At 67.1% G+C, this 21,324-nt stretch carries 11 protein-coding genes and 1 pseudogene; 5 read left to right on the top strand and 7 right to left on the bottom strand.

Annotated features, from left to right (window positions below; all coding sequences use genetic code 11):
• Nucleotides 1–223: 223 nt before the first annotated feature.
• From H074_RS25465 to H074_RS25450, 4 genes are read right to left on the bottom strand one after another with little or no spacing between them, the layout of a single operon-like run.
• Entirely contained in the window at nt 224–2,233 is a 2,010-nt protein-coding gene (locus H074_RS25465) for an acyl-CoA dehydrogenase family protein (protein WP_007032944.1), read from the bottom strand.
• Nucleotides 2,234–2,245: 12 nt separating this feature from the next.
• Nucleotides 2,246–3,466: a beta-ketoacyl-ACP synthase II gene (gene fabF, locus H074_RS25460; RefSeq protein ID WP_007032943.1), complete on the bottom strand. Its 1,221-nt coding sequence runs from the start codon at nt 3,464–3,466 to the stop codon at nt 2,246–2,248.
• Nucleotides 3,463–3,699 (bottom strand): acyl carrier protein, encoded by a 237-nt coding sequence (locus H074_RS25455; RefSeq protein WP_007032942.1) that lies wholly within the window; start codon nt 3,697–3,699, stop codon nt 3,463–3,465. Before H074_RS25455 ends, fabF begins: the two co-directional genes overlap by 4 nt.
• 55 nt (nt 3,700–3,754) lie before the next feature.
• Nucleotides 3,755–4,795 (bottom strand): beta-ketoacyl-ACP synthase III, encoded by a 1,041-nt coding sequence (locus tag H074_RS25450; RefSeq protein WP_051072005.1) that lies wholly within the window; start codon nt 4,793–4,795, stop codon nt 3,755–3,757.
• A gap of 628 nt (nt 4,796–5,423) precedes the next feature.
• On the opposite strand from H074_RS25450, the gene H074_RS25445 reads away from it, so the two are divergent.
• The 4 genes and pseudogenes from H074_RS25445 to H074_RS42480 form a co-directional block, all read left to right on the top strand.
• Nucleotides 5,424–7,826, top strand: coding sequence for a right-handed parallel beta-helix repeat-containing protein (locus H074_RS25445; RefSeq protein WP_007032940.1), 2,403 nt, complete (start codon nt 5,424–5,426; stop codon nt 7,824–7,826).
• 56 nt (nt 7,827–7,882) lie between these two features.
• A complete protein-coding gene (locus H074_RS25440) occupies nt 7,883–10,402 on the top strand; it encodes a hypothetical protein (RefSeq protein ID WP_007032939.1) in 2,520 nt (839 codons plus the stop codon).
• Between the two features lie 58 nt (nt 10,403–10,460).
• Nucleotides 10,461–10,811, top strand: a complete 351-nt coding sequence (locus tag H074_RS25435; RefSeq protein ID WP_007032938.1) for a WXG100 family type VII secretion target — start codon at nt 10,461–10,463, stop codon at nt 10,809–10,811.
• Between the two features lie 61 nt (nt 10,812–10,872).
• Nucleotides 10,873–11,271, top strand: a pseudogene (locus tag H074_RS42480) (WXG100-like domain-containing protein); the annotation flags it as partial.
• A 788-nt stretch (nt 11,272–12,059) separates the two neighbouring features.
• Here the strand turns inward: H074_RS42480 and H074_RS40370 are convergent.
• The 3 genes from H074_RS40370 to H074_RS40360 all read right to left on the bottom strand — a co-directional run bounded on the left by H074_RS40370 (nt 12,060) and on the right by H074_RS40360 (nt 13,857).
• On the bottom strand, nt 12,060–12,509 hold the full coding sequence (locus H074_RS40370) for a hypothetical protein (RefSeq protein ID WP_152521494.1): 450 nt from the start codon (nt 12,507–12,509) through the stop codon (nt 12,060–12,062).
• Nucleotides 12,510–13,043: 534 nt separating this feature from the next.
• Nucleotides 13,044–13,343: a hypothetical protein gene (locus H074_RS40365; RefSeq protein ID WP_152521493.1), complete on the bottom strand. Its 300-nt coding sequence runs from the start codon at nt 13,341–13,343 to the stop codon at nt 13,044–13,046.
• Nucleotides 13,344–13,506: 163 nt separating this feature from the next.
• The gene (locus H074_RS40360) at nt 13,507–13,857 is read right to left on the bottom strand and encodes a hypothetical protein (RefSeq protein ID WP_152521492.1); all 351 of its coding nucleotides are present in this window, start codon (nt 13,855–13,857) and stop codon (nt 13,507–13,509) included.
• 69 nt (nt 13,858–13,926) lie between these two features.
• Between H074_RS40360 and H074_RS25430 the strand changes: the two genes are divergently transcribed.
• On the top strand, nt 13,927–21,324 hold a 7,398-nt coding region (locus tag H074_RS25430; RefSeq protein WP_152521491.1), incomplete at its 3' end, for a preprotein translocase subunit SecA.

Below are 21,324 nucleotides of genomic sequence, written 5' to 3'. Positions count from 1 at the left end.
CCTGCACAAACCCACCCACACATCAGTGCAAAGAGCCTCAAAAGGTGGGCCTTCGCGACGCGGGTCTGGATTGGCCGACGGGAGCCGACCGTGCTCTGAATGTCCACAAGAGACACTTCCTGGTGGCTGAGTCACCCCTCTCGAAGTACATTATGGCCCCCTTCCTTGCGCCAGGCGCAAGGAAGGGGGCCATAATGTACTGGGGAAGGTGTGAAGGGCGGGCTCAGACCCGGCCCGGAACGTGGTCTTCCACGTTTTCGGTGTCGTCACTGTTGGCCGTGTCGTCAGAGGCGGCGGGGGCCGCGTCCTGTGGAGAACGAGGCCCGATCACGGGGACGTTGTTCTTTCGCCGTCGAATGTCGTCCATCTTCGCCTGGTCATCCGGCGACACGCGGGACCAGATGTACCGATCCACCGCCGTGAGGTAGTCGTCGTCGGCGATCGGCGCGCGCAACAGCTCGGGTGAGAGGTTGAATCCACCGACCAACAGGGCCGCGAAGGGAACTAGGGCCGCAGCGGTCTCGTCGATGAGTTCGGGGATCTGCTTGAACTGCGCGGGAGACAGTGCGCCTTCCGCGAGGTGCCAACCGGCTTCCCGGTTGATCTCGATCAAGCCGTACAGCGAACACAGCAGGCTCAGAGCATCGCCGACACGCTCGTCCCGCGCGTTCATCGCGGCGGCGATGAACTGTTCCATCGCGATGCGCACGCCACGGCTACGGGCCATCGCCACCGCGGTGGTGATGTTGTCGTTCCACAGCGACGTGAAGGGATCTTCTCCCTGATACGTGGTCAATCCCCGCATGTTCTTGCGGAAGGTTTCCCGCAGGTGTGTCTCGCGGTATCGCATCAATTCCAGCTGCAGCGAGCAGTCCGCCATGTCGCCTTCGGTGGTCACCGGCGGCTGTGGCAGAGGGCTCCTGGGCGTCTGCCACAGCAGCTCCAACGCGGTGGTGGCGATCCTGGGCAGTGCGTCGCCTTCCGCCGTCACGACCCCCTGTGCCATACCGACGTAGTCGGCGATCCGGTTCACCGAGAACACGCCTTGGGCGCCGATTCGTTCACGGCAGGTATGGATGACCTCGGACATCTCCCAGCTCGTCAGTGCTTTGACGATGTTGACAAGGGAGGTCACTTCTCCGGCGTCCGCACCACGGGTTTCGGCGAAGCGCCGTTTGGTGTGGTTCACCAGGAAGGTCATCGCGTAGACCTTCGCCAGCGCGCCGAGCACCGCGACCTGATGCGTGCGGTATCCCATGATCGGCATCTCGCGACCGTGTCCCGGTGCGGCCGTCTGACGGTTGAGCGAATACGTGACGCTGATGTAGGTACTCGCCCGTCCGGCCGCGACGATGGACGCGGCGAGGCTGACGCGACCGGGATTGACCCTGTCCAGCGCCTCAGTCAAGCGCTTGCGGCGGCTGCGGATGGCACTGTGGAAGGTGCCGTCGAGGTCCAAGCGTCCCATCTTCCCGGACAACAGGTTCCGGTGCGGCAGCCGGACGTGATCGAACCAGGTCGTCCCGTTGTCGAGGGAGAGACCGGGATTCTCCGGGCAGGGTGCGGCGTGCACCCCAGGCAGCAGTCCTTTGTGGTCACTGAGGGGAACGATGAAGGGAAGGATGCCGTGGTCCGTCCCACCGACCTTCAGCCGAGCCATGACGATGGCGATCTTGGGGATGTCGCGGATCCCCGTATACGGCATGAACTTCTGTGCTCCGGCATGAGGGGTGTTGAGGACGAACTCTTCGGCTACGGGGTCGTATACCGCCTCCGTGGCGAGGTTCGCGACGTTGTTGCCGTAACCGAGCTCCGTGACCATCAGCATGCCTACCGAGGACATGGTGCCGAGTTCTTCGATGTAGTCATCGAGATCCGTGCGACCTTCACCGTGTTGCAGGATCGCGCCGAGGCACAGGTTGTAATGACTGTTCAGAAGAGCGGTCGTCGTGGTGTCCAACAGGCTGGACCACTCGGTCACCGCGAACATCCGCATCGGATCGGCGACCAGATCGACCGCGGAACCCAGACCGCGTTGCATGCGGAACGTCCTGTCGTAGGACAAGCGCCCGGCTTCGTGCTTGTTCAGGTTCTCCCTGGGATCGAAAACCGGGTCCTTCAGCACATCACGCAGGTCGCTGTGAATTCTTTCGAACTCGCCGTCGTAGACGATCCGGGCCAGGTCTTCCAGGCAAGGGTCGGAGGGCGTGGCCTTCGGCGTCAGTGCAGGCATACGGATTCCTTATCAAGAGGCCAGGACGAGTACGGCGTTCGCCCCGCCGAACCCGAATGAATTGCTCACGGCGACCTGGTACGCGCCATCGCGGGGCGAGCCGACCAGGTCGAGATCGATCTTCGGGTCCGGTGTGACCAGATTGGCGGTGGGGGGCACCACGCCGTGTTCGAGCGCCAGGACCGAGTAAATGGCCTCGATCGCTCCGGCCGCGCCCAAGGTGTGACCGATGGCCCCTTTTGTCGAGCTCACCGCCGGCCTGGTTCCGAAGACCCGCTTGATCGTCGACGCCTCCACCAAGTCGTTGAGTCGTGTCGACGTGCCGTGGGCGTTGATGTACTGCACGTCCGCGGTGGCCATGTCGGCGTCCGCGAGCGCCGCGCGGATCGCCCGCTCGGCGCCTCCCCCCTGGGGATCCGGCGCGGTGACGTGATGTGCGTCCGCCGACGCCCCGTATCCGACGACCCTTCCCCGTACACGCGCTCCGCGAGCGCGGGCATGGTCTTCGGTCTCGAGCACGACCATGCCCGCGCCCTCCGCGATGACGAACCCGTCACGATCGGCGTCGAAAGGACGGGAGGCGGTGCGAGGATCCGATCGCCTCGTCGACAGAGCGTTCATCTTCGCGAACGCCGCCACCGTCATGGGCGTGACACCCGCGTCGACACCTCCCGCGACGACCACGTCGACCGCGCCGGACCGCAGGAGGTCCCTCGCCACGCCGATCGCCGTCGCACCGGAAGCGCAGGCGGTCGACACGGTCAGGTTGGGACCGCGGGCACCGAGCTCGATCGCGAGCTGGCCCGCTGCCATGTTGATCAGGAACATCGGCAGTGCCAACGCGGATATCTTGCCCGCACCTTTTTCCTGCATGACCGAATGCTGCGATTCGAGTGTCGCCATCCCGCCCAAACCCGTTCCGACAACGACGCCCACGCGAGCGTCGTCCCAGCCATCGGCCGACAGTCCTGCGTCTTCGATCGCTTGTCGAGCAGCCGCGATGGACAGCATCTGTACGCGGTCCATGCGCCATGATTGTTTCGGTCCGACCACGGCGACAGGGTCGAAACCAGGCACCCGGCACGAGAAATCGACAGGCAGGTCCGCCAATTCCGGGTCGATCGCCGCGACCGACTCACCCTTCAGTACGTAGTTCCAGCTTTCGCTCACGCCGATACCGGCAGGGGTCACGAGGCCGATGCCGGTCACCGCCGCCGCGAAAGGTGGAGTCATACACTCGCCACCCGCGCCTCGATCAGGTCGATCAGCTCGCCGAGGTTCTCAAGCGTGATGAATTTTTCGGCATCGAGTTCGAAGCCGAACCTCTCGGAAAGAACCTCGCTGAACTCGACCTGTGCCAGTGAGTCCAGATCCATCTCGTCAAAGGTCGCCTCCCGAGAAACAGCCTTGGGTTCGACACCGAAAGCCTTGGTCAGCATTGCTTCGACGCGCTCGTAAACCGTCATGGCGATCTCCTTGGTGATTTCTCTTGCGTTACTTGATTCTCTTTTCAGAACCGGTTCACAGAGGAGCTTCGACCCGAAGGTCCGGCCACACCACCGTGGTCCCTCCCCAGGAAAGACCCGCGCCGAAGGCGCTCAGCAGGACACGGTCCCCGGAATGGAGTTCACCCTGCGAAGCGGCAGCGGTGAGGGCGAGCGGGATGGAGGCGGCCAGGGTGTTTCCCACTCGATCGATATTGACGAAGAGCCGTTCTTCCGGAACCGCGAGGCGCTTGGCGACCGCGGTCAGGATGCGCAGGTTGGCTTGGTGGCCCACGAAGAGATCCACCGTGCTCACGGGCCAACCGGCAAGCTCCAGGGCCGAACGTGAAGCCTCCGTCATACGTGCGACAGCGTGCTGAAAGAGACTCCTGCCCGCCATCTGCAGATACCAGGAGGAGGTGTCCAACTCGCGCCCGAGGCCGCTCGCCGACCTCTGGCGAGATCCCCCTGAAGGGATGTAGAGCAGGTCCGCGAGAGACCCATCGGTGCCGAGGGACACCGGTCCGATCGCACCCGGCTCATCCGCGGTTCCCGCGCGCAAAACCACAGCGCCGGCACCGTCACCGAAAATCACAGCCGTACCACGGTCCTCCGGATCAACGAGCGTGGAGAACGCTTCAGCGCCGATCAACAGGACGGATTCCGCGATCCCCGAGGCGATGAGCCCCTGACACGTGCCGAGACCGAACAGGAACCCACTGCACGCGGACGTCAGGTCGAAAGCCGGCACAACCCCCAGATCAAGGCGATGAGCCACTTCGGGAGCACCTGCGGGGCAGATCCGATCCGGTGACGTGGTCGCGAGGACCACTGCGTCGACCGCGGCCACACCGGCGGACTTCAAGGCCCTTTGCCCTGCCTCCACCGCGAGGTCGACAGTGGACTCACCAGCGCTGACCACGCGCCGCTCCTCGATTCCGGTGCGTGAGGTGATCCACTCAGGGGAGGTGTCCAGGCGCGTCGAGAAATCAGCGTTCGTGACCGTTTTCGACGGCACGCACGCGCCAGCGCCGGCAAGTACGGCCGCAGGAACGCCGTTCCGGATCCGAACTGTCATCGAACGTCCTCGGTTCTTGTGTCGCATCCGCGCGCAAGCAAGACGAGCGTCGTGGGAAAGGGATCCCGGAGAACATCGCGCAGCCCCAGTTCGTGGATCAAGTAATCACCGGCTGTGACTTTGTTCACTCCGTCAGGTTAGGCACCTCGACGGCCGCCGGAGCCCATCATTGTCCTTTGAGGGCAGTCAACGTGGCAGTAATTCCCTGGTTCCGGCTCGGTGGGGTGCCGGAGTCCTACCGTTGACAAACTTGTGCCCGCAGGAGCGGTGACCGGGCTCTTGACCAGGGAGAGGAGCGCTCACGGGACGACGCGGCAGCGATGCGATCTTCGCGGCGTGTCCCGTCCATGACCTTGGACTCGTGTTCAGGGAGGCCTCGGGCGGGGACCACCGGCCCTCCAGAGCCGAAAGGGAGGGCTTTCCCTCACGGGGGTGGCGGCGGGGCATGGCGCAAGAGGCGATTCTGTCCGACATGTTGCCCGAAGTTCCCCTGCGCGGCCTTTATCCCGTGTTTCTGCTCGAAGATCAGCCCATCTTTGAATGAAGATTTCGTTGAGGCCTTTTTGGTGTGCTCAAGTCCCGGACTTGGGTGCCGGGACGGGTGATGGACGAGAAAGGGAGTCGGAACGTGGGCCAAAACGTCATCATGGTCACGCAGACGCCTGGGCACGGTTACCGGCGCATCGGTGACGCGGTGGCCGGTGCGCCCGAAGGCGCTCTGATCGTGGTGGCTCCCGGCCGGTACAGCGAGAACCTCGTGTTGTCCAGGCCGGTGACCATCACCGCCGAGGACGGGATCGGGACGGTGACGGTCCTGACCGGTTCGGGGGTCGCGGTCTCGGTGGCCACGTCGTCCGCCGCCTTGTCCGGTATCTCGGTCGTGTCCACCGACAAGGACAATCCCGCCGTTTTCGTGGCGCAGGGACAGTTGAGCCTCACGGAGTGTTCCTTGGAGGGGACAGGGTGGTCTTCGGTCTTCGCGTCCGGCGACGGCAAGGTCCTGATGCGTGATTGCGAGGTCCGCAACGGTGTCGGGGCCGGCGTCGTGGTCACCGCCACCGACGGGGGAGTGCTCGAGTCCTGCCGGTTCACCGACTTGGGGACCTCCGCGGTGGTCGTGGCCGACGAAGGCGCGCTGATGATGCGTTCCTGCACGGTCGACAAGGCCGCGGGCAACGGCATCTGCCTCAACGGCCGCGGTGCGCTGACCGTCGAGGACACGACCATCACCGGCACGGGCAAGCCCGCGGTCGCCGTCGAGCAGCAAGCGGCGATGAAGGCCAGGCGCTTGTCCGTGTCCGCCGGAGACGGGATCGGGTTCTATCTGGCCAGTACCGGCAACGTCGTCCTCGACGACTGCTCTGTCGAGCGCGTCGGCGCCGAGGGCATCTTCGTGGGCGAGGGTTGCAAGCCGGAACTGCGAGGCTGCCGGGTCCGGGCCACCGGCTTCCGGGGTGTGCATTTCGCCGCCCGCTCGGGCGGCAAGTTCACCAACTGCGAGGTCGCGGAGGTGGACGGGATCGGAGTCCACGTGACCGAGCGGTCCACGCCGGAGTTCGAACAGCTCTCGGTCGCCGGGAGCAAACGCTCCGGCGTTCGGGTGTCCGAAGCAGCCGATCCGTTCTTCCGCCGATTGCGTGTGTTCGGCTCGGACGGCGCCGGCATCGAGGTCGACGAGGGCGGCCGGGGAACGATGGAGAATGTCGAGATCGAGGGCGGTGAAGTGGGGCTGCGCGTCCTCGGCGGCTCTCGGATGACGGCGAGCGGACTGAGCGTGCGGAACACCAGGGCCGCCGGGGTCGAGGTTGTCGACGCCGCGCTGGCGCTGGCGGACAGCGCCATCACCGGGTCGGGTGGGGACGGCATCCACGCCGGCGCCGGCGCCAACCTGTCGGTCGCCCGTAGCCGCGTACACAGCAGCGGTGGTATGGGCTGCGAGTTCGCCGAAGGCGCGTCGGGCAGCGTCTCCGATTCCGAGTTCTCCGGCGGCAGGGCCGATGGCATCCGGCTCGAGACGAGGGAGGCCGTGCGGGTCTCGTCGTGCACAGTGCGGGACAACCACGGCAGCGGGGTGCGGCAGACCCGGCCCGGCACTTCGATTGAAGTGATCGACCTGATCACCAGTGGAAACCTTCGGCCTGACGCTTTCGGGACGTCCGCCTCGGCTGGGGCGGCGAGCCCCGCTCCCGCCGCCGCGGCGCCCGCCCGTCCCGCGGCCGCCAAAGATCCCTTGGTGGAATTGCAGGCACTCGTCGGGTTGGACGGGGTCAAGCGCGAAGTCACGTCCCTGATCAACCTCAACAAGATGGCCAAGCGGCGGCAGGACGCTGGGCTGTCGGCTCCGCCGATGGCCCGCCACCTGGTGTTCGCGGGTGCGCCGGGTACCGGCAAGACCACGGTCGCGCGCCTCTACGGGCAGGTACTCGCTCAGCTCGGTGTACTGCGCGAGGGGCATCTGGTCGAGGTGGCCAGGGCCGACCTGGTCGCGCAGATCATCGGCGGCACGGCGATCAAGACCACGGAAGCCTTCACCACCGCACTCGGGGGTGTCCTGTTCATCGACGAGGCGTACACCCTGAGCTCAGGTTCGGGAGGCAACGGGCCGGACTTCGGTCGTGAGGCCATCGACACGCTGGTCAAACTGATGGAAGACCACCGCGACGACGTCGTCGTGATCGCCGCCGGCTACTCGAACGAGATGGCGAAATTCCTCGAATCCAACCCCGGTATGGAGTCGAGGTTCAGCCGCACGATCGAGTTCGCCAACTACACGGCGGACGAACTCGTCACCATCGTCCGGACCCAGTGCGCCAAACACGACTACCGCCTCGACGAAAAGGCGGCTGACGACCTGCTCGACTACTTCGAAGCGATTCCGAAGGACGGCACCTTCGGCAACGGCCGCACGGCGCGGCGGGTGTTCGAGCGAATGACCGACAGGCAGGCATCCCGTCTCGCGGAGACCCAAGAGGTGACCGCGGCCGACCTCACGCTGCTGACGGCGGACGACCTGGAAATCGGTGTGCGATGACAAGCACGCTCGAGGGATCGGTTTCGTCCATTCGCACTGCCCGAGCAGGAGGCAAGATGAACCGCGACACCGTGGATCAAGGCGCCGGTGACTTCCTCGTCGAACGGCGCGGTGCCCACGTGCTGATCCGCCGGATCGGTGAAGCCGACGCTCAAGCCGGCCCCATCGGCTGGCCGGAACCCGTCGACGGTCACGTTTTCGTCCTGGTTTCGCCAGGCGCGGCGAAAGACGGCTCGCTCATCACCGCGTTGCCCGCCCTGTTGCACCGATCCGTGGTGGCGAAAGACGTCGAAGCCGTGCGGATCGCCTTGCCGGGACTCGGCCGGGATCCCTTCGTCCCGCAGGCCTTGGCCGACGCGCTCGACATCGAGATCTTCGCCCCGGACGGCGCCTTCATCGCCGAACCGGGGGCACTCCTTTACGCGGGCCACGGGACCGGCGGCACCGGATGGCTGCGGTTCCGGCCGGGAGCGCCCGCTTGCCCCGGTGGACGCCGGTATCCGGTACCCGCTTGGGAAACGGCGATTCCGGCCACTCCGTTCGGCGTGCCGGGCGCGATCGTCGAACCGGTGCCGGCCGGTCTGCTCGTACGGCGTCCGGACGCAAGTTCGCCGGCTCTCGGCGACGTGGCCTTTTCGGTGCCCGCCGATTCGTCCGTCGCCAAGATCGTCGTCGGAGGGGAAGGTGCCGCACCGGCCGCCGGGCTCGTGTCCATAGTGGTCGGCCGCCTCTCGCTCGTACCGACGAGGTTGGTCCCGCTGTCCACGACGACCAGTACCCACGCCTGGCTGAGCGAGTTCGCGAAGTCGCTCAGCCGGGACGTCGTCGTCGAAATCCCACCTACGGATGTGAAGAAGCGCTATCGGCCGTTCGTGGCGAAACTGCTGCAGCGCGCGGACGGAGGCCAGAAGGTACTCGAAGCCGTTGTCCCGCCCCGGGGATGGCAGCGGCGCGACGCCTTCGGATATCGGCGTGGGCAGGTCATGGCCGACGTCGTCCCGTCAGGGCTCGTGCTGCGGACCGGAGCCGGTGCTTCCGTGGCCTCGGCGGCGCCGTTCGACCCCGAGGGGTGGACGCTGTACCTCGGAACGGCCGGTGACCCGATCGGGCCGGAGCTGCTTTCCGGCGCGGAGGCGCTGCTCGGCGAACTCGCCCCGGAAACCCGCAAGGTCGCCCGTCTCGAGTTGCTGGGCTTGCTCGACGACAAGACACGGAACCTGATTGATCGCACGCCGGCCATCGCCACCCGGGCGGGTCCCCCTGCCGGAACCAAACGGGCCGAACCGGTTCAGCGCCAGGAGGAGCAAGTCAGGCCCTCCGCTCCGGTGGCGGCGCCCCAGGCAGCCGAGGGTGAAGCGGTTCGCCCGGTCGCCGAGGCGCCGAGTCCGCAGGGCGCGCCCGTCATGCCGGCCGCGCTGATGGTGTCTTCGGCGCCGGTGCCGACGATGTCCGGCTCGACGCCGACCGCCACCGCGCACGAGGCGGTCGCGGGAGTTCCGCAGGTGCCACCGGCTCCTGCAGTCCCGATGTCCGTTACGCGGCAAGAAATACCGGCCGAGACGGAGCAGAAAGAACTCCCCGAAGCCGCGAGCGTCGCCGCCGCGCGCTCGGAGGACTCCGCTCCGGCTCCCATGCCGGTGGTGGAGGAGACCCGCACGGAGGTCTTGGCTCACGCCGCCGTCGGCGCGCGAGAGCCGGTCGCACCGTCCGAGTCCCGGGTGGTGCCGGGGACCGCGCTCGTCGTCGCCGACCGCGCCAGTACGGCGGCCGAGCAAACTCGTTTCACTGCCGCGGCAGGGGACGAGTACGGCGAAGCGCTCGCCACGGTGAACGCCGCTCTGGCGACCTGGCCGTCCATGCGTGGCCAGACTGATTCCGGAGTCAAGGCCGACTACGTCGCGGTCTGCCTCTACCTGGGCCGTGGCCGCGGCGGTTTCGGAGACCTGAACACCGCCGTGCGCGGCGGAGTCGCGGGGGAGATCGACGGACAGGTCAGCTGTCTCGCCTCGGGGCTGCGGCGGCTGCCCACCCACCGGCGTGCGGTGCTCCGCCAGAGCAAGGACGCACAGGGGCTCGAAGGCACGATCGCACCGGGATCGATCTTGACCGAGCCGGGATTCCTCGTCGGCAGCATGGATCTCGACGTGACCGTTCCGGACGCGGATCTCGATGTCCTCATCTGGCCCGCGTCCGCGCGCCGGACGTCGGAGCTGCTGATCGGTCAGCCGGTGAACGAGGTCGTTTTCTTCGCGGGAGCGCGGTTCAAGGCTTTGGCCCTCCGGGCGACCGAGCCGGTCGACGGCGAGCCGGGCGACGAGCCGACCGCGCCCCGGGTGGCGGCACTGTTCCGGGAACTCGCGCCGGACGAAACCGTTGCGGCTTCCGGTGAACTGGACGAACACGATCTGGCCGTGCTGGCGAAGCTCGACCGGGCGCTCGAGCGGAGGCGTCGCGGTGCGTTGCGGTTGATCGAGGAACCCGGCCTGAGGGGCCGTATGACGAGTTCCCTCTACGAGTGGCACGAGGATGTGTCGTCATCGCCCGCCAAGGGGCAGACAGTCACGCTGGCTTCATAACAGGTCCGGCTAAAATTTGTTCGCGACGCGACGTTGCTTTTTCGAAAGGATGAGGACGATGGCGGAAGAGTTTCGTCTGGACACCACGGGAATGCGGGAGATGGTGGCCAGGCTTCGTTCCGGTAACGCCGATTTCGCGGCCGCGGTGTCGGCGTTGAACCAGACTTTGAACAGGTATGATGGGTGCTGGGGTGATGACAAGGCCGGAAGGAAGTTCGCCGAGGGGTATGTGAAGAACGCGAATGATGTCCGGGAAGGACTGGGTGAGCTGTCCAACGGAGTGGTCGACCTGTCCGACGGGGTGACCACGACGGTGACTGATTTCGGCGATCTGGATGAGGCGAACGCGAAGACCTTCGATCACCGGTTGGCCGAGGCTTTGCAGCAGCAGAAGGATTCCAAGGATTAGTAGTGCGGTAGGTGTGGGTTTGTGTTCTGTGGTGCCGTGACTTTTCTGCGAAAGGGGGTGGGTGGTGTTCGAGTCTGGTGATGGTCCTACGAAGCCGCCTAAGGCCCTGCAGAATTTTTTGAAGGTCATGGTGGGGATGGAGTGGCCTGAGGGCAATGTCCGGAGTATGCGGGCGATGTCGCAGGCGTGGGCGGATTTTGTTCCGGTGGCGGAGGATTTCGCGGCGGATGTGCGGGCGCGGGCGGCTGAGCTGGATCGGTCGATGGATGGTGAGTACGCGGAGGCGATGGCGGAGTATTTGCGGGGGACTGTCGCGAAGGCTTTGGGGCAGTTGGCGTCGTATTCGAGGGATTTGTCGAAAACGACGAGGACGGCCGCGGCGAATGTGGAGAAGGCTCAGATTCTGTTGATCGCGGCCGCGGTGTTCGCGGTGGCGCAGATCGCGTTTCTGGCTGCTTCGTTGATCTTTTCGTGGATGATCCCGGCGGTGAAGGCCGCGACGCAGTTGACGATGCGGATGATCGTTCAGCAGTTGCTGGCGAAGTTGTCGACGTTGGGGTTGGAGAAGTTGTCGTGGGAGGGGTTGAAGCAGGCTCTGGTGCGGATCGCGCCGTTCGCGCAGCAGGCGGCGATCGATGTGGGGGTGTCCGCGGCGGTGGGTGCGGGGTTGATGACGTCGATCGATTACTTCACCCAGCTGGGGCAAATGAACAACCATCAGCGGGATGAGATCGATGGCAAGGCGGTGTGGCAGGCGACGGTGGGCGGCGCGATCGGTGGTGCGGCGTCGGGGGTGATGACGGGTGGAGCGCGGGTTTTCGTGTATTCGGCCCAGTCGGCGGCGCGGGATCTGGGGAAGAAGATCCCGCGGGGGATGGTGATCTGGGGGCAGCTGGGGTATGCGGGTGGTCAGGTGGCGTCGGTGTTGTGGAGTACGCCGATCATCAACGCGGTGCTGAACAATCCGGAGGCGTTCTGGGGTGGGGCGTTGGGGGCGTTGTCGGGGTTCGGCCGGCCGCGAATGCCGGATGGGGCGGGTGGCGAGGGTGGGATGCGGGTCGATGTCGACAATCTCGATCTGGATTTGCCGGACGCGCCGGAGAAGCCTGCCCCCAGTGGGTTGGACAAGCCGGGGGAGGGGAGTCCGGCGACGTCGCGGCCGCCGTCCTATGTGGAGGTTGACGAGTCGGCGCCGCCGCCGTATCCGGAGGAGAGCGGGGTTGCGGGTGCGGGTGAGAAGAGAGGTGATCAGCCGAAGCTGGTGATCCCGCACGGGGCGGGTGAGGTGGCGGTCCCGGTCGTTCCGGTCACCGAGTCGCTGGGTGGGCCGAGTGAGAGCACGGGAACCGTTGGCGCGCCAGGACCGGTCACCGGGACCGGCAACACGCAGACTTCGGGAACCCAGACCGGGAACACGCAGATTTCGGAAACCCAGGCGATGACCGATGGGCGGGCCGGTGTCGTGCAACAGCCGGTCACCGGCAGCGGCGGCAGCCCGGTCGGCCAGCTGTTCACCACCAGCCCCACCACTACCGCCCCGCTTGCCGGTGACACGGCCGGTGGGGTGGTTTCGTCGGGGCAGCCGGTGACTGGCACGGTGGGCAGTCCGGCTTCCTCGACCACCGGTGGCCCGATGTCTTCCAGTTCGGCGCAGCCGGCGACGGGGACGACCGGTGGCCAGGTGTCGGGAACCGGCACGGCGCAACCGGCCGCGGGTACGGGCAACGGTCAGGTGTCGGCGGGTGGCGATGCTCGCCCGGCCACCACCGGCGGCCAGCAGGTGTCCACAGCGGCGCAGCCCGCGCCGGAGGCGGCAGGCAAACCGACGTCGAACACGAACGGACAATCGGTCACCGCCGGTGCCCAGGCCCCGGCCACTACCGCGACGCCCTCCCAGCCTTCGTCGGTTCAGCCGCCCGCTACTACTGCAGGCGGTCCGGCGCAGCCGGGCACAGGAACGTCGGGTCAGCCGAGTGCGGGCACGTCCGGTGGACCCGTGCAGCAGGGCACCGGGACATCGGCGCAGCCGACTACGGGTACGCAGGGTCCGGTGGGTGCGGGCGAGAAGGCCACCGTGGGCCAGCCTGCGACGAGCCAGCCATCCGCCACCACCGCCGGCGGTCCGGCACAGCCGGTTACCGGGGCACAGAACCAGGCGGGCCAGCCTGCGGCGAGCCAGCCGCCCGCGACCACGGCCGGTGGGCAGGCACAACCGGGAACGGGAACCGCCGGTCAGCCTGGCGCGGGCGAGAACGGACGCCCCGCCGCGGCCGGGCAGTCCGCGCCGAACCAGGCGCCCGCGACTACGGCCGGTGGCCCGGCGCAGCCGGGCACTGCGAAGGCCGGGGAGACCGGTTCTTCCGAGGGACAACCGCAGGTGGGGCGCCCGGCCGAGGGCACGAACCAGCCGTCCGCGCCGAAGGCCGATGCCCAGGCCCAGCCGGGTGCACCGAAGGCCGAGGGTTCGCCGCAACCGACGGCACCGAAGGCCGATGCCCAGGCCCAGCCGGGCACACCGAAGGCCGAGGACACCGACGCTCTCAAGGGCCAGCCCACAGCGGACCGCCCGGCTTCCGACAAGGTGGACGATCGCGTGCGGCCCGATCCCGGTCAGCCCGTCGTGGTCGACCACGGCCGGCCGTCGGCTGCCTCCGGTCAGCCGGCGTCGGGTCAGCCCGCGTCGGGTCAGCCGGGGTCAGGTCAGGCCGGTCGTGCGGATGCCGCCCAGGTGGCCCGTCCGGACGTGCCTGGAGCGGACCGGACGGCGGGGCGTGATGCCGACGGCCGGAGCGGGTCGGCGGCACAGCAGTTCCTGCGTGGCGAGCCTTCTGCAGGTGGGAGTCAGCCCGCCCGGACAGAGGCCGGTCCCGCGGCGCAGCCGCCGAAGGGTGGCGGCGATGGGCCGCAGCCCACCCGGACGGAGACGGCGCCCCCGGCGAAGGGTGATGGGCCGCAGCCGGGGAGGTCGTCGGGTGAGAATGTCCGGTCCGGTGCGGAATCGGTCGCGGATCGGCGCGGGTTGCGGGCGCCGGGTGAGCTGCCGCATGTGGTGAGCGCGCCGGAGAGCAGGCCCGGTGGTAAGTCCGGTGACGACCGGCCGCGTCCGGAGTCAAGCGTGGACCTCGGGGACGCGCAAGCGGCGCTTGTGGCGGCACAGCTGGGATCGGCGCGGCCGGAGCAGTTGAGCAGGTCCACTCAGGACGGACGTCCGGACGGTCCGGTGACGGAGTTCGTGACAGCCGCGGACTGGGGCGCGGTGCGGGAGTCGGTTCCGCCGACGCGGCATCGTGGCGAGCAGCGGGACCTCTCGACGTCGTCGGACAAAGAGGCCGGGATTTCGCAGCTGCGGTTCGATATGCGGCGGGGCGAGGTGGCGCCGGGCCAATGGGTGCGGGAGCTGTCGGTGCCGGTGGAGCTGGTGTCGAAGCCGGGTGGGGTGGACGCGGGTGTGCGCCGGGCCTTGGCACGCGACATGCAGCGGGTGCTGGACGAGCGGGTCAACGGCCGGTATCGGTTGCCTGGCGGGGATCAGCTGCATGTGGTGCTCGACGCGCGGACGTCGGAGGCGCCACCTCGTGCGGGATGGGAGCGGGACGGGTCGCGGCCGGTACCGGTCGAGGTGGGCACCAGGGCGGAGCGTGGGCAGCTGTCGTGGCGGGCCGGGGACACCGACGCGGCGGTGGGGAAACTGTTGCGGTTCGTCGGGGTGGAGGAGCGGACGTCGGAGCCTGCGAGGCTCGGCGGTGCGGCAGAGGGGCGGAGCACTCGCCTGGACGCGACGGATCTCGCGAGGATCGAGGACGCGCTCCGGGACACCGCGGGCGACGCACGGGAGATGCCGCCGCAGCCGGACCCGACCCGGCCGACCGTGGTGGCAGGTCCGGCGGGAACGGTGGTGTGGTCGGAGCGGTTGTCGGGGTTGGGGACGTCTTGGGTGCGGGGTGAGGACGGCTGGTACGGGGCAGAGGGTGCGGGGGTGGTCCAGAGCGGTGATGGACCGGTGGTGGTGCCGAAGGGTGCGCGGGCGGTGTTCGACGCGGGTGGTGAGGCTCGGTTTGTGGAGCTGGGGGAAGGGATCAGTGTCGACCGGGGTCTTGACGGCCAGTGGTCGCCGCCGCGTTCGCGGGCCGGGGAGGTCCGGGCGCAGAAGATGACCGAGGCCGAAGTTCTCGAGGCCGGTGTGATGACCCTCGCCGACGGGTCGAGGGTGATGTTGCCGCCGGAGAGCGAGCGCGTGATCGATCACCATGGCGGCGCGGAGAAGGTGGTGGCGTACCGGCAATTGAAGGACGCCGAGGGTAACTGGCTGAGCAAGCCGCGGGTGTTCGTTCCGGATGGTGACGGTGGATGGGTGCAGCACACGACGGACGCGGTGGCGTACGAGGGCTGGCTGGCGAGCGCGAACAAGGCGTCGGAGGCGGCGCGGACATTGTGGGACATCGCGGCTCGGTCTGGGCCGGAGGTTCCACGGCACCGCCGGCTGACCGAATTGTCGGAGGCGGAGCTGAAGGAGCTGTATGGGCGGGGGCCGGAGGCGGACGCGTTCGCGGCGGTGTTCGAGCTGATCCGGCGGAACAAGGGGATCGCGTTGCGGTGGACGCAGGTGTCGGCGGTGCACACTTTCGGTGAGGGCCGGGTGGTGAACATGGCCGCGGGGGAGGGGAAGTCCTGGCTGTTCTTCGCCCATGCGGCGGTGAACGCGATGCGGCCGGGGGTGGACGGGGTGCAGGTGACCACGACCCGGGGAATTCTGGCGGACCGGGAGTTGCCGGTTTACGTGGACTTGCTGCAGCGGCTGGGGGTGGATGTGCACCGGCTGAACCAGGACGATCCGCCGCCGGGGCCGCGGGAGGGCCGGCCCACGGTGTATCTGGGTACCGCGGAGGATGTCGGGTTCACCTATCTGCGGCACGACACGTTGCCGGGGCAGCAGGCGAAGGACGATCCGGTGCTGTTGACGGTGAGTATCGACGAAATCGACGAGGCGCTGGTGTATTCGAACGCGCAATACATTCTGAGCGAGGGGGTGCAGGGCGTGGCGTCGCCGGAGGTGCTGGAACAGGTGCGGACGGCGCATGATCTGGTGCGGGACGCGATGGGCAGTGGCTGGTTGACCGAGGCCGATTTCGGGCGCCGGGACGGGCAGGCGGGTGGCCAGGCCCGGCTGACGGGCCCTGGCCAGGAGAAGGTGGAACTGCTGCTGGGGCGGACGTTGTCGGATGACGAAGTGACCCGGGTGAACATGGCCGCCGCCGCTCGCTGGGAATACAAGGAGAACGTGCACTACGTAGTGCACGACGGCAAGATCTTCATCATCGACCAGACGACACACAACGTGATGTTCAACCCGGCGACGAGTTCGGAGAGCCGGTGGAACGGTGGACTGGCTCAGGCCGTGGAGTTCAAGCACGGTCTGGAGATCCGCAGTGATTCCGCGGGGAACAAGGTCGTGACGGCGCACGAGTTGCTGGGGAAGAAGGAGTACGGGCAGAAGACGGGGGCGTCGGGGACGGCGAACGGGCACGGGGCGAAGTTCGCCGAGCAGGGGATGTCGTCGCAGGTGCAGGATGTTTCGCGGTATTACGAGCCGCGGTTGAAGATCGCCGATGACGTGGTCGCTGCCGACGAGGCCACGAAGCTGCGGCAGCTGGCTGAGGACGTCCACGCGATGCAGGGCCCCGAGGGCACCCGCCAACCGCAGCTGATCCTCGCGACCCGTAACGATCAAGTGGCGATGGTGTCGGACATGCTGACCGAGCTCGGTGTGACCCACGAGGCGATCGACGCGAAATGGCAGCTGGAGAAGGACGTCGATTTCGACGACGAGTTCAAGCGGGTCATCGACGCCGCCGGCGCGCAGGGCAAGGTCCTGGTGATCAACATGCAGGGCGCCCGCGGGGTCGACATCACCACCACGAAAGAAGCCAAAGACGCCGGGGATCTGGTGGTGCGGATCACCGCGCACTCGGAGATCTCCCGCGACATCGACATCCAGGCCCAGAACCGGGCCGGTCGCTCCGGCGGCGGCGGTGAAGTTGTGTACTACTCCTCACCCAAGGACGAGTTGTTCCAGCTGTCACAGAACCCCGACGTGCAGCTGGCGATCACCCACTACACCGACGCTGTCACCTCTGGGGACGCGCTTGCCATCACCGCCGCCCAGCAGGGTCTGCGCGATCTGGTCGGAGGAATCCAGGCCAATTCCGGGCATCCCACCATCGACCAGCACACCGCCCAGCCCAATGCCCCGCCCACCAGCCCGGGAAACCGCCCCACGACATTGGGCGACGAACCCGAAACCCCGCCGCCTGACGAACACCAGACCGACCCGGGCTTGGTCGAGGCGCTCACCGCCGCGCAGCGGACCTTCAACGACCAAATCGGCACGTGGCGCGCCGCCCACCCCGATCTGGTCATACCCGCCTCGGTCACCGCCCGGCTCAACGAGGACTTCCTCACCGATTTCTACGCCGACTACACGATCCCGACAGGTAGCGCAGGGCACGACTGGCGAACCTTGCTCGACCACACCGCCGCGGGCCTGCACGACACCTTCGACCAGGAAGCCACCACTCGCACCGACCCGACACCAACCCAGACGAAGCCGACCCAGACGAAGCCGACCCAGACGAAGCTGTCGTGGTCGATTCCGACGGACCGCGAGGAAGCGCTGGAGTGGGTGGCCAAAGGCGGTGACCTGCCCCAGCGGGTGTTCGGGAAGAGGCCTGCGCGGGATGTTGAGCCTTATATCGAGCAGGCCACGAGGATTGTGTCCCGCTATCACCGGGTGCCCGTCTGGATCGAAAACCCGGCCCCCGAACAAGCGGACGCTGTCAGGGAGAACATCGAGGTCAAATACCTCGTCGCGGGATACCTCGCCAACGGACTGTCCGAACAGGACGCCGAGAAGCTGTCCGAGGAACTCTCCCTCGCACTCGGCACGTCGCGGACCTCCCCGCACAACACACCCGCCACGCGGGGCGGGGCGCAGGACGATCAGGCCGCCCTGCCGGTGACAGGTGAGTCCTCCTCGGGTGACGGTGCGGCGCGTGTCAGCGGTCCGGACTCCGCTTCTGGTGTTCCGCGGGAGGTGGTGGGGTGGCGACCTGCGATGGATGAGTCGGAGCCGCAGACGTTGAGGGAATTTCTGGTGCGGCGTGCGATCGAGCAGTGGTGGAGGACCGAGACGCCTTTGCGCGATCTTCCGGCGGAGTTGCTGGACATGGTCTGGCAGCAGCTGAAGCTGGACCCAGCACCTGTGGAGTGGGTTCAGGCGTGGTTCGACGACATCGCGGATGAGAGGACTCCGCAGGGGGATTACCGCTACAGCGACGGTGACGTGGCGGCGATGTCGGATGGGTTGGTCGATGAGGGGTTCGTGGAGGCATCGAGGGGGGTTGCCAGGGCGGAGTGGAAAGGGTTGCTGGACGAGTACGGCAGGTTGACGGACTCCGACAATACCGTCGTCCGCCTGATGGCATTCGGTTTTGTCGATGCTGTGGTGCGGGCCCGGCCGGAGTCGTTGCCGCGGATGCGGGCAGAGTTTTTTGTAGCGGAGGGGGACCCCGGTGTTGGTGCGGAGGCGCTGAGGTCGCGGGTGGCGCGGTTGGTGCGGGACCGGTTAGGGGAGTACCCGGACGATGCGCCGGAGGTGTCGGTCGAGGATTTGCTGGCACGGGTGGCTATCGGGTCGCTTGTGGTGCCGGCGGGAGACTCACGGTTCGCGACGGCGCGAGTGTCGGTGGAGGGGCAGCGCCCCCCGGGTGGGTTGTACGGCCCGATCGCCTACGACTACCCCAAGAATCCGGAGTGGCTGACGGATCTCGATCTGCAGGAAGCGCGTGACGGGTTGGAAGGGCTGGACCGCGCGGACAGGGACTGGGTCTTCACGCGGGCTCGCGAGCTGGTGAACCAGTACAACTACGAGCCGCGGCGGTTCGACGGGCCCGCGCCGCTGATCCACCAGTTGTACCGGGGCCGGTACGAGGCAGCGGTCGAATTGGTCGCCGGGGAACTACACACCTTTCTCAATGACACCGGGGACGTCGAGGACGCTGAGGACTCCGCCGATTACCTGGCAAAATTTATGGCCCCCGAGGTGGGGTGGCTTCGCTGGAGTGGTGTCCTGAGCGGCGAATGGGAGCCGTTGTGGCCGTCGATTCCGTCGGATCGTGAGGGTGCGCTGGCGTGGGTCCACAACAACGATGGTGGCCTCTCCCCGCAGGCGTTCGAGAAGAGGCCCGAGCAGGAGGCTCAGCGCTCTATCGAGCAGGCCACAAGAATTGTGTCTCTGCATCACCAGGTGCCCGGCAGGAGCGAAGAACCATCTCGCGAACAAGCGGAAGCTGCCAGGGTGTACGACGCGGTCAAGGACGTTGTCGCCAGATATCTGGCCCACGGACTGTCCGAAAAGGACGCCGAGAAGCTGTCCGAAGAACTCGCCACCAAGCTCGGCACGTTGCCGGCCTCTCCGGGACCCGCGTCCGCTCCAGGGCAGCCGCTGAGGTCGCCGGGTCGTGGGGGTATGCCCGCTTTGCCGGGTCGGGCGCAGGACGATGTTGCGCCGCCGAAGGCAGGTGAGTCCTCTGGTAGTGCGGCGCGTGCCGGCGGTCCGGACTCCGCATCTGGTGTTCCGCAGGACGTGGTGGGGTGGCGACCTGCGGTGGATGAGTCGGAGCCGCAGACGTTGAGGGAATTTCTGGTGCGGCGTGCGATCGCGCAGTGGTGGAGGACCGGCACGCCTTTGCGGAACCTTCCGGCGGAGTTGCTGGACATGGTCTGGCAGCAGCTGGAGCTGGACCCAGCACCTGTGGAGTGGGTTCAGGCGTGGTTCGACGACATCGCGGATGAGAGGACTCCGCAGGGGGATTACCGCTACAGCGACGGTGACGTGGCGGCGATGTCGGATGGGTTGATCGATCGCTGGGTCGTGGAGGCATTGAGGGGGGTCGCCCGGGCGGAGTGGGAGGGGCAGCTGATCGAGTCCGCCATGTTGACGGACCCCGACAATACCGTCGTCCGCCTGATGGCATTCGGTTTTGTCGATGCCGCGGCGGTGGCTCCGCCAGAGTCGTTGCCGCGGATGCGGGCAGAGCTGTTGGTCGCGGAGGGGCATCTCGGTACTGGTGCGGAGGCACTGAGGTCGCAGGTGGAGAGGGCGGTGCGGGATCGGTTGGAGCAGTACCCGGAGGACGTGCTGGCGGTGTTGGTCAGAGATTTGCTGGCACGGGTAGATATCGAGTCGTTGGTGGTGCCGACGGGAGACCCGCGGATGGCGACGGTGCGGGTGTGGGTGGAGGGGCAGCGCACTGCGGGTGGGTTGTATGGCCCGGCCGTCCACGACGAAGCCGATTCGGGGTGGTTGTGGTCTTCCCAACTGTCGACAGCGCGCGACGGGTTGGAAGGGCTGGACCGCGCGGACAGGGACAGGGTCGTCACGCGGGCTCGCGAGCTGATGAACAGGTACCACCACGAGCCACTGCGGTTCGACGGGACCGCCCCGTGGATCCATGATTTGCACCGGGGCCGGTACGAGGCAGCGGTCGACATGGTCGCCTGGCGACTACAAGATTCTCTCGATACCGGGGCGGCCGAGAACAATGAGGCCGCTGACCGCCTCGCTGATACGAAGGCGTTCAGTCTGATCGGCCCGGTGGGGTGGCGTCGCCGGCATGGTGTCCTGGGTGGCGAGGAACAGGTGGAACGGGCACCGTTGTGGCCGTCGATTCCGTCGGATGCTGTGGGTGCGCGTGCGTGGGTGGCCAATGGTGGTGGCCTGTCCGGGAAGAGGCCGGCACACGATGTTCAGCGTTATGTCCAGCAGGCGACCAAGATTGTGTCTCGGTATTACAAGGCGCCCTTATGGATCGAAAAACCGGCGCCGGGGCAGGTAGAGGATGCTGTCAGGCTGAACGGCGCGGTCAAGGACCTGGTCGCCGAGTATCTGGCCAACGGATTGTCCGAACAGGACGCCGAGAGACTGTCCGAGGAACTCGCCACCAAGCTCGGCACCCTGCGGACCTCCCCGCGGAACACAACCGTTTTGCCCGGTAGCGCACGCAACAACGACGATGCCCCACCGAAGGCCGGTGAGTCTTCTCGTAGTGGTGCGTGGGACGTCTCCGAGCTCGATGAGGGGTGGTTGCGGGAAGGGGCCGGCGACGTTGGTGTGGACGGGGCGCTTGATGAGCCGGTCGTGGCCCCGAAGGCCCGAGCCGGAGATCCGGCCTTGCCGGAAGCTGTTGGCAAGTTGCGGGCGGGAAAGGTGTATCCGGCCGCGGTGAAGGAGACTTGGTTTGCCGTGCTGCCGTTGTCCGAAGACAGCAAGAACGAGCTGGTGGAGCTGAAGGAAAAGTTCGCGGCGCAGGTCAAGGAGGCGGTCGAACAGAAGCGGGAGATGCCGGATGTCCGGCTGCATATCTACCGGAAGGCAAACCGCCCGGCGTCCAAAAATGATGCCGATTTCTTGAGGCTGGAGAACGCATTACGCGAGGCGGCCGGAGCCGCCAGTCCG

This window comes from Amycolatopsis decaplanina DSM 44594, assembly GCF_000342005.1.
Classification (GTDB): domain Bacteria; phylum Actinomycetota; class Actinomycetes; order Mycobacteriales; family Pseudonocardiaceae; genus Amycolatopsis; species Amycolatopsis decaplanina.
Note: the sequence above shows the minus strand (reverse complement) of the source record. Positions and strands in the feature narration are given on the sequence as shown.

What these genes read in the sequence shown, in the direction of transcription:
- H074_RS25450 (WP_051072005.1), bottom strand. Translation starts at nt 4,795, where the DNA reads ATGACAGTTCGGATCCGGAACGGCGTTCCTGCGGCCGTACTTGCCGGC.
- H074_RS25455 (WP_007032942.1), bottom strand. Translation starts at nt 3,699, where the DNA reads ATGACGGTTTACGAGCGCGTCGAAGCAATGCTGACCAAGGCTTTCGGT.
- fabF (WP_007032943.1), bottom strand. Translation starts at nt 3,466, where the DNA reads ATGACTCCACCTTTCGCGGCGGCGGTGACCGGCATCGGCCTCGTGACC.
- H074_RS25435 (WP_007032938.1), top strand. Translation starts at nt 10,461, where the DNA reads ATGGCGGAAGAGTTTCGTCTGGACACCACGGGAATGCGGGAGATGGTG.
- H074_RS40360 (WP_152521492.1), bottom strand. Translation starts at nt 13,857, where the DNA reads ATGCGGCAGCTCACCCGGCGCCCGCAACCCGCGCCGATCCGCGACCGA.
- H074_RS25465 (WP_007032944.1), bottom strand. Translation starts at nt 2,233, where the DNA reads ATGCCTGCACTGACGCCGAAGGCCACGCCCTCCGACCCTTGCCTGGAA.
- H074_RS25440 (WP_007032939.1), top strand. Translation starts at nt 7,883, where the DNA reads ATGAACCGCGACACCGTGGATCAAGGCGCCGGTGACTTCCTCGTCGAA.